The 13,521-nt window shown below is 45.1% G+C and carries 16 protein-coding genes; 8 read left to right on the top strand and 8 right to left on the bottom strand.

What is annotated here, in order from left to right:
* Positions 1-18 precede the first annotated feature (18 nt).
* Positions 19-441 carry an organic hydroperoxide reductase Ohr gene (gene ohr, locus J4N43_RS16000; protein ID WP_005374640.1) on the bottom strand — a complete coding sequence of 141 codons (423 nt, stop codon included), beginning with the start codon at positions 439-441 and terminating at the stop codon, positions 19-21.
* Between the two features lie 137 nt (positions 442-578).
* On the opposite strand from ohr, the gene ohrR reads away from it, so the two are divergent.
* From ohrR to ahpF, 3 genes are all read left to right on the top strand, one after another.
* Positions 579-1,037, top strand: a complete 459-nt coding sequence (gene ohrR, locus J4N43_RS15995; protein WP_045484297.1) for a transcriptional regulator OhrR — start codon at positions 579-581, stop codon at positions 1,035-1,037.
* A gap of 305 nt (positions 1,038-1,342) precedes the next feature.
* Positions 1,343-1,900, top strand: coding sequence for an alkyl hydroperoxide reductase subunit C (gene ahpC / locus J4N43_RS15990; protein ID WP_005374632.1), 558 nt, complete (start codon positions 1,343-1,345; stop codon positions 1,898-1,900).
* Positions 1,901-2,234: 334 nt separating this feature from the next.
* On the top strand, positions 2,235-3,803 hold the full coding sequence (ahpF, locus tag J4N43_RS15985) for an alkyl hydroperoxide reductase subunit F (protein WP_062730882.1): 1,569 nt from the start codon (positions 2,235-2,237) through the stop codon (positions 3,801-3,803).
* On the opposite strand, the gene J4N43_RS15980 is transcribed toward ahpF, so the two are convergent.
* Positions 3,800-4,045 (bottom strand): hypothetical protein, encoded by a 246-nt coding sequence (locus J4N43_RS15980; protein ID WP_252094185.1) that lies wholly within the window; start codon positions 4,043-4,045, stop codon positions 3,800-3,802. The two genes, ahpF and J4N43_RS15980, sit on opposite strands and share 4 nt — an antisense overlap.
* Positions 4,046-4,053: 8 nt before the next feature.
* Entirely contained in the window at positions 4,054-4,623 is a 570-nt protein-coding gene (locus J4N43_RS15975) for an imm11 family protein (protein ID WP_053350147.1), read from the bottom strand.
* Between the two features lie 229 nt (positions 4,624-4,852).
* Between J4N43_RS15975 and J4N43_RS15970 the strand changes: the two genes are divergently transcribed.
* Positions 4,853-5,272: a VOC family protein gene (locus J4N43_RS15970; protein ID WP_005374615.1), complete on the top strand. Its 420-nt coding sequence runs from the start codon at positions 4,853-4,855 to the stop codon at positions 5,270-5,272.
* A 79-nt stretch (positions 5,273-5,351) separates the two neighbouring features.
* Here J4N43_RS15970 and J4N43_RS15965 read toward each other — a convergent pair whose 3' ends face one another.
* Positions 5,352-5,891 carry a CAP domain-containing protein gene (locus J4N43_RS15965; RefSeq protein ID WP_005398264.1) on the bottom strand — a complete coding sequence of 180 codons (540 nt, stop codon included), beginning with the start codon at positions 5,889-5,891 and terminating at the stop codon, positions 5,352-5,354.
* A 127-nt stretch (positions 5,892-6,018) separates the two neighbouring features.
* Entirely contained in the window at positions 6,019-6,975 is a 957-nt protein-coding gene (locus tag J4N43_RS15960) for a LysR family transcriptional regulator (protein ID WP_017820076.1), read from the bottom strand.
* A 126-nt stretch (positions 6,976-7,101) separates the two neighbouring features.
* Between J4N43_RS15960 and J4N43_RS15955 the strand changes: the two genes are divergently transcribed.
* The 3 genes from J4N43_RS15955 (at position 7,102) to J4N43_RS15945 (ending at position 9,301) form a co-directional block, all read left to right on the top strand.
* The gene (locus J4N43_RS15955) at positions 7,102-7,788 is read left to right on the top strand and encodes a DJ-1/PfpI family protein (protein ID WP_005383525.1); all 687 of its coding nucleotides are present in this window, start codon (positions 7,102-7,104) and stop codon (positions 7,786-7,788) included.
* A gap of 120 nt (positions 7,789-7,908) precedes the next feature.
* Entirely contained in the window at positions 7,909-8,439 is a 531-nt protein-coding gene (locus J4N43_RS15950) for a sigma-70 family RNA polymerase sigma factor (RefSeq protein WP_255209459.1), read from the top strand.
* Positions 8,440-8,605: 166 nt separating this feature from the next.
* The gene (locus J4N43_RS15945) at positions 8,606-9,301 is read left to right on the top strand and encodes a VC0807 family protein (protein ID WP_005383527.1); all 696 of its coding nucleotides are present in this window, start codon (positions 8,606-8,608) and stop codon (positions 9,299-9,301) included.
* Between the two features lie 73 nt (positions 9,302-9,374).
* On the opposite strand, the gene J4N43_RS15940 is transcribed toward J4N43_RS15945, so the two are convergent.
* The gene (locus J4N43_RS15940; RefSeq protein WP_062730881.1) at positions 9,375-10,367 is read right to left on the bottom strand and encodes a zinc-dependent alcohol dehydrogenase family protein; all 993 of its coding nucleotides are present in this window, start codon (positions 10,365-10,367) and stop codon (positions 9,375-9,377) included.
* 88 nt (positions 10,368-10,455) lie between these two features.
* Positions 10,456-11,271, bottom strand: coding sequence for an AraC family transcriptional regulator (locus tag J4N43_RS15935; protein WP_062731084.1), 816 nt, complete (start codon positions 11,269-11,271; stop codon positions 10,456-10,458).
* A 111-nt stretch (positions 11,272-11,382) separates the two neighbouring features.
* Between J4N43_RS15935 and J4N43_RS15930 the strand changes: the two genes are divergently transcribed.
* Positions 11,383-12,075 (top strand): MOSC domain-containing protein, encoded by a 693-nt coding sequence (locus J4N43_RS15930; RefSeq protein WP_062730880.1) that lies wholly within the window; start codon positions 11,383-11,385, stop codon positions 12,073-12,075.
* Between the two features lie 64 nt (positions 12,076-12,139).
* Here the strand turns inward: J4N43_RS15930 and J4N43_RS15925 are convergent, their stop codons facing one another.
* Positions 12,140-13,378 carry a DEAD/DEAH box helicase gene (locus J4N43_RS15925; RefSeq protein ID WP_062730879.1) on the bottom strand — a complete coding sequence of 413 codons (1,239 nt, stop codon included), beginning with the start codon at positions 13,376-13,378 and terminating at the stop codon, positions 12,140-12,142.
* Positions 13,379-13,521: the final 143 nt, after the last annotated feature.

Genomic DNA, 13,521 nt, shown 5'->3' with positions numbered 1-13,521 from the left:
TGCAGTGATAAGAACCGCTTAAATTGCTTCGCCGTTTACCGTTACTGCCACATCAATGTTGCCACGAACTGCGTTTGAATATGGGCAAACTTGGTGTGCAATGCGCGTTAGCTCTAGCGCTTGTTCTTGTGGCATGTCTAGCTCTACCGCTAGGCTCACTGTTAGTGCAAAGCCACCGTTATCGTTCGGACCGATGCCCACTTCTGCCGTTACAGGAGCGCTTTTCAGGTTTACTTTACCTTCACGTGCTACGTGCAAAATCGCGTTAGAAAAACACGCTGAATAGCCCGCCGCAAAAAGCTGTTCTGGGTTAGTTGCTGCGCCTGTGCCGCCCATTTCCTTCGGGTATGACAGCTCTAGATCGAGAAGACCGTCATCAGTTTTTACTTGACCATTACGACCAGCCAAAGCGGTAGCTTGAGTTTTGTATAGAGTAGTCATGCGAGTGTCCTTCTTAATTTAAGTTGTGCACAATTTAATTGCTTGCAATCTTATATCGAAATGAAGATAGTTTGCAACTATATTGTGCACAATTTATTTTATGACTCTCTTTCTCTGTGAGCAGGTAGGCAACGCCAATGAGCCAGTGTTACACCGACAACACCATGACCGACGACGATAAACTCTTACTCGAAAACCAAGTTTGCTTCCCGCTCTACAGCGCAGCAAATGCAGTGATCCGAGCTTACCGCCCGTTGCTGGACGAGCTTGATCTGACTTATTCGCAGTACTTAGTGATGATGGTGCTGTGGGAGAAAGATGGTGCCAGTGTGAAAGAATTGGGGTCACAACTGCATTTGGACTCAGGCACACTCACACCGCTGCTTAAACGTTTAGAAGCAAAAGGCTATGTAGAGCGTGGTCGCAGTGAAACCGATGAGCGCGTTCGCGTACTCAATCTAACCGAGCAAGGTCGTGCCCTTAAAGAGCAAGCTAAGTCGGTGCCAAACGCCATGATGTGTAAAATCACCCTAGAGCTGGATGAAATGATCATGCTGAAGAAGTTGTGTGGCAAAGTGCTCGACAATCTGAGCTAACAAGATAGAAGCATCCGCTTCACCACTTCCTATTAGAAAGAGCCTGCCGAGATGCAGGCTCCTTCGATCTTATCGAGAAGATCTACTCAAAGTAATCATCGGTATTCTCTATTGCTAATCCGCCTTCATCTTCAATAAAACCTATCAAAGCAAACTCACTTACATCGGATTTCCCTATCAAGTGAAATAGGAAATGGCTATCAATAGGATAGTTACAAGCGATTTTCCTTAAACACACTCCGATGAGAATATACTTTCCGAAAGCAACAACAGCTCAGCTTAAAACATTCAAAGGAAAGTAAATTATGATTAATACTCAAATCAAACCATTTGCAGCTACAGCGTACAAAAACGGCGAATTCGTTGAAGTAACAGAACAAGACGTTCTAGGTAAATGGGCAGTATTCTTCTTCTACCCAGCAGACTTTACGTTTGTATGTCCAACAGAACTGGGTGACCTAGCAGACCACTACGAAGAGCTACAAAAACGTGGCGTAGAAGTTTACTCAGTATCAACTGACACACACTTCACTCACAAAGCGTGGCACGACAGCTCAGACACAATCGGTAAGATTCAGTACTACATGCTTGGCGACCAAACAGGCAACATCACAAACAACTTCGGTGTGATGCGTGAAGGCCAAGGTCTTGCAGACCGTGCAACGTTCCTAATCGACCCAGAAGGTACTATCCAAGCAATGGAAATCACTGCTGAAGGTATCGGTCGTGACGCAGAAGACCTACTACGCAAAGTGAAAGCAGCTCAATACGTAGCAGCACACCCAGGCGAAGTTTGCCCAGCTAAATGGAAAGAAGGTGAAGAGACACTAGCTCCATCACTAGACCTAGTTGGCAAAATCTAAGCCACTGAAATTTAAGTTCTAATCAGTTCCGATTTCCTTTTTCTGATTAGAACTGAATTAGAGAGCACTTCAGGTTAGATACCTTGACGACCTTCTGCCTGATTTGCTCTCTCCCCCTCAGGTTTTATCTACAGTAACCACTTTTTATTACCTATCTGAATAAGTAGGTGTGCAGTAATTGCGTAGAAAAAATCGTTTAGAACCAGGCATAGATTTTCGATAGCTAGTTCCTCTAACTACAAAATCTATAACGCAGTTATCAACGATTTTAGCTAGCAAGAATGAACAAATACTTGTTTTGATTGGTAACTATTTAATTAAGGTAGTAACAACTATGTTAGACCAAGCGATCCAACAACAACTCAAACAATATCTGGCTAATGTAAAAGAAGAAGTTCGTTTAGTGGTTAGTCTAGATGAAAGCAAAGCATCGAATGACATTTTGTCTCTAGCGAACCAAATCGCAGAGATGAGCGACCTAATCACCGTTGAACGTGACGACAACGCAAGCGCACGTAAACCAGTGATGGCGGTAACTAACCCAGCAAAAGGCACAGCACTACGCTTTGCAGGCTTGCCAATGGGTCACGAATTTACCTCTCTAGTATTGGCACTGCTTCATTCTGGCGGTCACCCAATCAAACTAGAACCAGAAGTGATTGAGCAAATCGCAGCACTAGACAAAGATCTAGACGTAGAAATCTTCATTTCACTGTCGTGTCAAAACTGTCCGGACGTGGTTCAAGCGTTCAACATGATGGCGGCGATCAGCCCGAAAGTAAAAGCAACCATGATCGACGGTGGTTTGTTCCAAGATGAAGTGAAACAACGCGACATCATGGCCGTACCAAGCGTATTCGTGAACGGTGAGATATTCGGTCAAGGCCGTATGTCTCTGACTGAAATCCTAAACAAAGTCGATGACGGCGCGAGCGAGAAAGCCGCGAAAGCACTGAGCGAAAAAGACCCATACGATGTACTTGTTGTCGGCGGTGGTCCTGGTGGTAGCGCAGCTGCTCTATACGCTGCTCGTAAAGGTATTCGCACTGGCGTTGTTGCTAAACGCTTTGGTGGTCAGGTCATGGACACCATGGCAATTGAGAACTTCATTTCGGTAAAACGCACTGAAGGTCCAAAACTGGCAACTGACCTAGCAGAACATCTAAAAGAATACGATGTAGACGTCGTGACTGAGCAACAAGCTGAGAAGCTAATGGGCGCAGCACATACAGAAGATGGTTTGATTCACATCCAACTTGAAAGCGGCGCAACGCTGAAGAGTAAGAGTGTCATCTTAAGCCCAGGTGCACGCTGGCGTGAAATGAACGTTCCGGGTGAGCAAGAGTACCGCAACAAAGGCGTCGCGTACTGCCCACACTGTGACGGTCCACTGTTCAAAAGCAAGAAAACCGCAGTTATCGGTGGTGGTAACTCAGGCATCGAAGCGGCTATCGACCTTGCTGGTATCGTAGAGCACGTAACGGTTCTTGAATTCGCAGACGTACTTCGTGCAGACCAAGTGCTTATCGACAAAGCGAACTCACTACCAAACGTAGACATCATCACGATGGCGCAAACAACAGAAGTAGTAGGCGACGGTACTCGCGTAACAAGCTTGAAGTACAAAGACCGCAACACAGATGAAATCAAAGAGATTGAATTGTCAGGTATCTTTGTTCAAATCGGTCTAGTACCAAACACAGAATGGCTAAAAGATTCAGAAGTAGCCCTATCTGAGCGCGGTGAGATTGAAGTCGGCAGCCGTGGCGATACTAGCCTAGAAGGTGTGTTCGCAGCAGGTGACGCAACAACCGTTCCTTACAAACAGATCATCATTGCGATGGGTGAAGGTGCAAAAGCAAGCTTAGGCGCATTTGACTACCTAATCCGTAAGCAAGGTTAATCTCCAATTTCTTGAGCACAAAGCGCACGGTGCTGTGTTTTCTTCCCCGGAAAACCAATCGGGGCACCGTGACAGCGATGAGTAACAAGAAATAAAATCAAAAAACCTAGAAGCCCAAAGACTTTGCCAGCAGGTACTAACTGCTGGCTTTTTTGTTTTTTTTTTGGGGGGGGGGGAAACAAATTATTACTAGAAATAACAGCGTAAAATAAAGCTGCCGAAATACACTTAGGGTGAAACATTGCGGGCTTTAACTCGTTTCTACTGCTTCAAATATCAGGCCTTTTAGCTGACAACGATGGTAAATTTCATACAAACCACCTAATTCATCATTGCAGTAAACACCGCTTCCGTTATTTTCAATCCTGAACAAGCCTCCGGATTTGATTGATTTACTACTCAATACTAATTTTTTAAACCGCTTTACACGACTTGGCTTACCATTAGCTCTTACATTTAACACAGTGCGATCCTTATCAATGGCATCGCAAGTTTTGAGTATGTTTATAGCATACCAACGCTCGCCAGCGACGCGTAATGGCAAAAACTCACAACTGGAATCAAGAGCTTCGTTTATTTGATTATATGCGGACTCAGAACAAGCAAACTCGCCTGCACGCCAGATTGCAAAATCAGGTTTTGTTGTAAGCATGTGGTTATCACTCACCCACTCCAAATCAATAATCATCCAAGTATCAGCGACACGCTCACCACATAACTCCCGCAAATCGCCATCCGAGTATTGTATAGAAATCTCTAGTTGAGTTTCTTGTAAAAAAGGGAAATTCTCAACATCATGATTAAGTGTAAAAACTTTCATCTTTTGCTTACTTAAATCAAACGGTTAACTGGAAGTCCCCATCATGTAACATCTTTCCAATCTTGCACAAGGTTTCAATGATTTCTGTGTGAGCCAACTCTTCAGTGTCAGCTGCCTGACCTTTATAAATGACGTCTACAAATAAAATCAAAAAAGCCCTTCACCTCAACTTTACTTGAGGTTTTAGCATATTCATCGTTGGCTAGAAAATGACAAAAAGGAGCACATCATGATCCAACTAGAACATATTAACTTAGTCGTGAAAGATATCCCTGAAATGCTGAAGTTTTACCAAACTGCATTTCCACATTGGTACGTGCGTGATGAAGGTAAAGGCGAATGGAGTGGCAAACCAAGAAACTGGCTACATTTTGGCGACGAGTATCAATACATAGCCATGAGTGACCATGGCGAAGGAGAAAACCGCGAGTTGAGCGGGCACCAAGTTGGGCTAGCGCATTTTGCTTATGTGACCAACAACGTCGATGCAATCATCAAAAGACTAACCGATGCAGGTTATCCGATTGCCCAACCTGGTGCTGATGAACCATATCGCAAAAATGTGTATTTTGTTGACCCTGCAGGTTTTGAGATTGAATTTGTTGAATACCTGGCGGATGACCCAAAACTTCGTAACCTGACAAGCTAAAAGAGATGTAAATAATAAAACGCCAGCAGATAGTGACTGCTGGCGTTTTATTTTTTATCTATCGGGCTTCTTTATCGCATTAGCGCTGTTTGGCAAAAACCTGAGTCCAGTAATACCCGTAACGTGCAGAGTGATTTTCGACAAGCGACGCGCCCATCTGATCAAAATCCGCACTCATGATATTAAGGCAGTGACCTTCACTCGATAACCAAGCATTCACGACGGCGTTAATGGTGCTTTGCCCTACGGCGACATTCTCACCAATGGCGCTCCAAGCATAACCCGTTGCGTTAACTCGATCTGACATTTTGCTGCCATCAGAGCCTGTGTGGCTCATGAAATCGCTGTTCGCCATATCGCTTGAATGTCGATAAGCGGCGCTTTCCAAATCGTAGCTCCAAGTCAGGGCCCCAACAGGTGGCATGGTGGTTGCGCCACACTGTTGTGTAGTAGAGCGAGCGCTGTTGACCGCTGCAAGCATCTGCTCGGCAAATGTGCCTTGTGACGATGTGGAACCTGTGTTTTGTGAGCCGCTTTCTGCTGGGGCTGACGACTCCCCATCGCCGCCACATGCGCTGAGAAGTAGGGCCAAAGCAGGCACTAAGATCTTAGTTGGCATTGTCTTTCCTTTATGAGTGACGAAGAGCAAACTGCGCTTTTCGATAATAACGCCCAATAAACTAACAAAAACCAATAAAAGCGCCATATAGCTTAGGGGGTTTTAACCAAAGACTCACATGAAGTTTTCAATCGCCTTGGTTCGGTCGATAAATCGGCAACGTTTCAGCCCAAGTATGGAATGGCGTTTCATCCATATCCTGTATTGCTTGAGTGATAAAATCGATGAACACCCTAACTCGTGCAGGCACATATTCCCGGTTGGCATAGAGAAGATACACGCCATTTCCTGCTTGGCGCATGCTCGGAAATATCGGCACTAAACGCCCCGCTTTAAGCCAGTCTCTCGCGATAAAATGAGGGATCTGAGTTAATCCTAAGCCTTCTGCGCAAAGCTCTGCCATGGATTCACCGTCATTTACAATGTAGTTTCTTTCGGGGTCATATTCACTCGCACCGTCTGGTTCTGGCATCCGAATCGGCAACAGTTTCCCCGTTTGTTTAAAACGAAAACGAACCCAAGAATGGTCATTGAATACATCCGGGCCACTCGGAACACCATGGCGCGCTAAGTAATCCTGACTGGCACAAATGATAAAATCGATAGGGCTGAGCTGACGCACAATCAATTGACTATCGTGAACGACACCAGAGCGAATCGACACATCAATACCTTGCTCAATAATATCAACGTAGGCGTCATCGTAATGAATATCGATAGTGATGTTAGGGTAGCGGCGACAAAACTCTTTTAATAAAGGACGAATATAGAGGCGACCGTACGAGACTGGCACATTAATCTTAAGCTGCCCTGAAAGCGCATCATTGTGACTTTTTAATGAATCCTCACATGCCGCCAGCTCCTCCAGTACAAACCTAGCAGTATTTGCGTACCTACGACCAGCTTCTGTCAGGCGGCTCTGTCGCGTAGAACGTTGAAAAAGCTGTATACCCAAATCGCTTTCAAGACGATGTATGGCTTTACTCACGGTCGAAGGGTCAGTGCCATACACTTTGGCAGCCGCAGCAAAACTACCGCCATCTAAAGTGGCAATAAAAAATCGTAGGGACCGTATCTTATCCATATAACCAATGAACTCTATTCATGAATTTTATTCACTTTAGTAAAGACAAAGTGGCTCTTCAATCACTAATTAGCCTAAATATAATGAACCTCAATAACTTGATGCTCTGTTAACGAGGAAAAAACCATGGGTAAAAACGGATTGAAGAATGCACTACAACTATTGATAGCGACACTAGTCCTATTCTTTGGGATGCTTCAAACAGCACATGCCGCAGATAAACGAATTGGTATTCTGGTTTACGATGGCGTACTGACCTCTGATGTTACTGCTCCTTTAGAGGTTTTTGGCGTCGCAAGTCGTCTCACTTGGTTTAGTGATTATGACGTGCTCACCATTTCCGTCTCAGATCAGAAAACCATCACCACTGAAGAAGGATTAAAAATTGGTGTGGATGCTTGGATTGGTGATCTGCCGGAACTCGACGTATTGGTTTTAACATCCAGCTATGACATGGATGCACTAATCGAAAATAAAGATCTCATTCACTTTATTAAAACTACCTCAAAGGCGGCAGATTGGATGGCAAGTAATTGCTCTGGCGCGTATTTGTTAGCCGAAGCTGGCCTTTTAAACGGCAAAAAAGCAACAACTTGGGCCGGAGGTGAAAACGGCTTTCAAAGAGATTACCCAGCAGTCAAAGTACAAGTCGACCAGAATTTTGTCATTGATGATGGCGTTATCACTTCGAACGGTAGCCTAGTTAGCTATCAAGCTGCTCTTAAGCTACTTCACCTTATGACTTCAGAGTCTAAAGCTCAGGAAGTCGCAGATGCCATCCAGTACTCACGCTTTTCCAACCAACCATTTTAAGCGTGTAAGAAAGAAATCAGAGTCACCCTTCGATATTTGGAAGGTTAACTCTTCGAATTTGTCTTCCTAATCGAACAACCCTTTTTATCACTGTAAAAGCGATAAAAAGGGTTGTCGTTCATCTGGCAGACACAACGTGCTCTCCAAACTTTTTATCTTAATGCTATGGAAAAACATAAACGTTACGAAGCACTGACGAAAGATCGATACCAAGAGATTTACCGTCTCGCGTATTGGTTATGCAAAGATCACCACCTTGCTCAAGATTTAGCGCAAGAAACCTTTCTGAAAGCGTGGCGATTCTTTGATAAATTAAATGACCCCAACGCCGCGAAGTCTTGGCTCATTACTATTTTGCGTCGTGAGAATGCTCGGCGCTTTGATAGAAAACAGTACGATTTTGTCGACATTGATGAGTGTGCAATACAGACAAAAACCTACCCTGGCAGTGACTACGACATGGCCCAAGATTGGCTTCAAAAACAAATGATGATTCTCGAACCCAAATACCGAGAGCCGTTGCTCTTGAGCTTAGTGGCTGGGTTGAATCATGATGAAATTGCCCAAGCCTTGAGGCTCAACCACAACACAGTGGCGACTCGATTATTCAGAGCGCGTAATCAGATCATCGCACAGAAGGAGAGTCATTAAGACACAAAAAGTAGTCAATCATGTAAACTAACTGGCTATGCTCCGGTCTATTTCATAAGTCGTTACACAACTCGACGCTTTAACGCTTTACATCAAGCGCGACTAGATGAACACTTCTTGTCAAAGTACAATAACAGCCGACATAGAGTAGAGTCAGTAAAACATTATGAGTAACACGACGGCGAAAAAGCCGAATCCCTTATTTGAAATCCTTTTCAACGTATTTATCCCTTCCTTCATTTTGATGAAGTTTAGTGGCGATGAGCATCTAGGGACAGCAATGGCGCTGGTTGTCGCTTTGCTATTTCCTATCATTTATGGCGGTATGGACCTTGTCCGTAACAAGAAATTTAACTTTATTTCTGCTCTGGGCTTTATCAGTGTTCTACTAACTGGTGGCATCGGCTTGTTAGAGCTTGATACACGCTGGTTAGCACTAAAAGAAGCCCTGATTCCTGGCCTGATCGGTTTAGCGGTTTTGGGTTCAACGTTTACCCGCTACCCGCTGATGCAGAAGTTAGTACTGAATGACACTGTGTTGAACCTCGCGTTGATTAACCAACGTTTAAAAGAAAATGGTAAAACCGATGCGTTCGAACGTTGCCTTATGTCTTCTAACTACCTGTTTGCAAGTACTTTTGCGTTCTCATCTGCAATGAACTACTTCCTTGCGACTTGGATTGTGACTAGCCCTTCTGGTACTGCTGCCTTTAACGAAGAGTTAGGAAAAATGACGCTGTACAGTTACCCAATGATTGCCATCCCAAGTATGTTGATGATGTTCGGTATTTTTTATTACATTTGGCGTCAAGTACGTGCGATGACATCGCTCGAAACAGAGCAAATCTTCCATCTAAAATAGCCCTATCATTACAAATAAACCCATAAAAAAGGGAGGATTTTATCCTCCCTTTTCTCAACAGGCCCACTGTAATTCACAGCGTCAAAATGATTTTTCCTGACACTGCTGACGAGCGTCGCTCAACCATTTCAATCGCTGTTTGAAAGTCCTCTAACGACAGATCATATGCAACGTTTAACTTTATGTCGCTGCTAATAAAGTGTTCTAACATTTCAGCGAACACCGTCTTTCTCCCGCCTTTACCTACCGATTCTTCCCAATACCGCAAAAAGAATGTACTAAAGTCGATGTTGTTGGCCTTCATCGATTCAAAAAACTCAGGCGTATAAGGCGTTAACGACAATGTTCCGTAGTTGATGTATTGGCCGTTTTCTTTCAAGGTACGAATGAGATCCGTGCCAGCCTCACCACCTATAGCGTCCAGAGCGACCGTTGGTTGTGGCAGTTGGCGCGTTTGCAGCTGCGCGTGTAAGTCTTGTTTTGCGTCCAAGACTGGAATAGTATCGTACGGATACTCGTCTGGCTTTGAGGTCACAGCAATCAGTGTAAAACCCAGTGAATAGGCGAGCTGGGCAAATATCTTACCGATCGCTGACCCTGCTGCATTGATGATCACCACATCGTTTTTGTTCAACTTAGCTACTTTAGTGGTGATCACCCACGCGGTTAACGCGTTGATGTACAACTGACAGGCATAGCCGTTCTCCAAACTCTCAGGTAGCGGAAAAAGATTCTCAGGCGAAGCATCTATGTAGTATTGCCAAGTACCACTCATCGCCACCAACACTTTTTGCCCAACTTGAAGGCCAGTTTGACCAACTGCACTGACTTCCACCACACGCCCAACCGCTTCAAATCCCGGCACGCGAGGTGGTACGTGAACGCGGCGGTATTGCCCAACACCATGAATGGAAAGCAAGTCACTTGGGTTAATGTTTGTAGCTTCGAGTCTCACCCGAACCTTGCCCTGAGCAAGCGGATTGAGGGGCTCTTTTTCCAACGACAGCGACGTTTTGGGTTGACCAAAACAGAATTGATTCACTCGAGTATTTATCGTTGGTGCCATTGTTATTCATACCATGTAATTGAAATTCAAAAAGGAAGTTTCGTAACTTCTACTCAAAAGCATTAAGTGAAGTCGAAACTCTGTATTTCTACCTGCGCGATGCGCCGTTCACTCTAAACTGTTGTGGCGTCATATCAAAATAGGCTTTAAATGCTTTGATGTAGGATGAGTCGTTTTGATAACCCACTAGGTCTGCAATGGCTTGGATTGGCAACGATTCATCTAACAAAGAAAGCGAGTAAATTAGCCGAATTTGTTGCCGCCAAAGCAGAAATGAAGTATTGAATTCCTTGGCGAACAACCGTGATAAAGTGCGCTCAGACGCCCCAATTTTCTCCCCCCACTCTTTTAGCGAACAGCTCAACGCGGGCTCGTCGGTCAACTGCTCGAAAATCAGTTTTAGTCGTCTGTCTTGTGGTAGCAATAACTGAAATGTCTGCACGTTGCTTTTCAAAATTTGATCATGCAGCACCGCCAGCAAATGCAGCACTTCTTCGTGGCTTGTCTCACCTTCACACTGTCTGCGGATCTCTTGTAAAAGCTCATTTAAAAACGACGTTAAAGCAATGGTTCTCACTTGTGGCTCGTACGTTGCGCCAAACTCAGGGTTGAGGTAAATACCAACAAATATCGTGTTGCTTAGAGCAATCGACTCGTGTTGAACACCCGCAGGAACAAATAACGCAGAGGTGTGCGGAACCAAATGCTGATAATGCTCCGTTTGTGTTTGCAATAACCCTTTGATAGGAAAGATGATTTGATGCCAAGTGTGTTGATGCAGCGCATCAATGTAACCTTTTGGCATGTCGATGGTTTTCACCAAAACAGGAGAATGGGGATTCGCGTCCATCATCTTATTGGAGGTGACGACGCCTGACTTCGAATCAATTTGGCGAGTTAGCATTGTTAGTTGTCTTTTCATCTCTACTCCGACACACGTTTACTAGGCTATCATGCTCCGCATCGCGAATGAAGGTAAACACTTTATCTCTCATTCAAATAATAAGGAGGTTATATGAAGAAAATCGGCGTCGTAAAAGCTGTGCTAGCAGGGAAAACCGTCCCTTATGCTCATGGAGCGCAAAGCGCAATCAACAAACAAGTGCTGCCTGAGCGCCAGCACGCAACAGAGCTTGGTTTTATCAGTGATGAACAAGGCGATCCGCGCTTTCATGGTGGCATTCAAAAAGCGCTTCATATTTACCCAAGCGAACACTACCCAATCTGGCAACAAGAATTAGGCGAAAGAACCATTTTTCAATCCGCCGGCGGCTTTGGCGAAAACATCAGCTCCGAAGGCGTCACCGAATCCACGATTTGCTTGAAAGATAAAATTCGCATCGGCTCAACACTACTGGAAGTGTCGCAAGGTCGCATGCCTTGTTGGAAACTTAACGTACGCTTTGACCAACACGATATGGCGAGAAGACTGCAAGATACGCTTCGAACAGGCTGGTATTTCCGAGTGTTGGAAGAAGGCGATATCGGTGCAGGTGACGAGATTATTCTGTGCGAAAGACCTTATCCAGAATGGCCACTGGCTCGCATCATGGGTGCGGTTTTCACTGGCTGTTTAGATAGAAAAGAACTCACTAAGCTGTCTGAACTGCCGTTAGTCGAGTCTTGGGGCAAGTTAGTCGAGCGCCGCCTAGAAACTGGCGAAGTTGAAGATTGGGAAATGCGCTTGGTTGGCCCAACTGTGGGTTAACACCCCAAAGTAAAATTTAAGCCACGCTCTGAACCGACTATGCCGTCAGAGCGTGTTTTTTGGTTTACTTCGCACTCGGGGCTGGGCGTTTCGACTTACCTTGGAACTGCTTAATGCTCTTCTTAGCATTAGTTCGGCGGTTGGCTTTTTTATCGCGTGGCGCGCGTTTGCTCTCGCCAGTTGATGGCTTATCCGTTACTGGAAAACCTGCCAGATCTTGCACTGGTAATGCACGTTGAGTCAGGTGACGAATCGCGCTTAGTGCGTCCATTTCACCATGACAAACCAATGACACCGCCACACCTTGCTCGCCAGCGCGAGCGGTACGCCCTACTCGGTGAACGTAAGTTTCTGCATGCATTGGCAGTTCAAAGTTGATCACTACAGGCAATTGCTCAATGTGAATGCCGCGCGCTAGTAGATCGGTGGCAATCAACACCTGAATTTGCCCAGATTTAAACTGCGCCAGAGCTTCTTCTCGCTCATCTTGACTCTTATTGCCATGCAGCGCATTGGTTGAGATGCCCGCTTTATTCAGCTTCTTCGCTAAGCCATCGGCGTTCTCTTTCGCACCAATAAAGACTAATGCCTTAGTCCACGCGTTTTTTTGAATCAGTTCAATCAATGCCTTGGTTTTACTGCCTTTGTTGACGAGGTACAGCGTTTCAGCAATATCTTGGTTGGTGCTGTTTTCTTGATGCGCTGCAACTTGCTTTGGTGCCTGCATAAGCAGCTTCGCTTTACCCTTCAACTCATCTGAAAACGTTGCCGAGAACATTGCGGTTTGAAGCTGGTTTGAAATCAGCCCCGCAATATTTTGCACGTCAGGCCAAAAGCCCATATCCAACAGACGATCCGCCTCATCCAACACTAGGTAATGGATATTGCTTAAGTCTAAACCGTTGTTTGCCAGATCAACCAAACGACCTGTCGTCGCGACAAGGATATGAGGATTTGTCGCTAGCGCCTGCTGTTGTTGCTCTTTATCAACGCCGCCACACAAACACACTGCGTTGAGTTCAAGAACTTGACCAACTTGGTTAATTGCTTCACTCACTTGCATTGCCAGCTCACGAGTTGGCACAAGAATCAGCGCTTTTTGCTCTGGATTGACACCCAGCTTTTCCAACAAAGGCAAACCATAAGCAAGGGTTTTGCCGCTGCCTGTATTTGCCAAAGCCAATAGATCTTGACCAGCCAACAGCTCAGGAATGGCCAACGCTTGAATATCGGTCGGTTTCTTGAAGTCTTTTGGCAGTGCGTGAATCAGCTCAGAACTCAATGAGAGAGTAGAAAATGGCATTAACGAAAACCTTGTACTTTGGGTTGAAGAAGCAATAAAAATAATGAAGATGCGGTAAAATGCAGGCGCGGACTTTACCACAATCTGCTAGGTGAACCATCCTATTTTAGGCGCTTAAACCAAGCGTCGCCTACGCAAATCGT

The organism is Vibrio sp. SCSIO 43009, from assembly GCF_023716525.1.
In the GTDB taxonomy this organism is placed as follows: Bacteria; Pseudomonadota; Gammaproteobacteria; order Enterobacterales; family Vibrionaceae; genus Vibrio; species Vibrio alginolyticus.
This window is presented reverse-complemented; position numbering and strand designations above follow the sequence as displayed.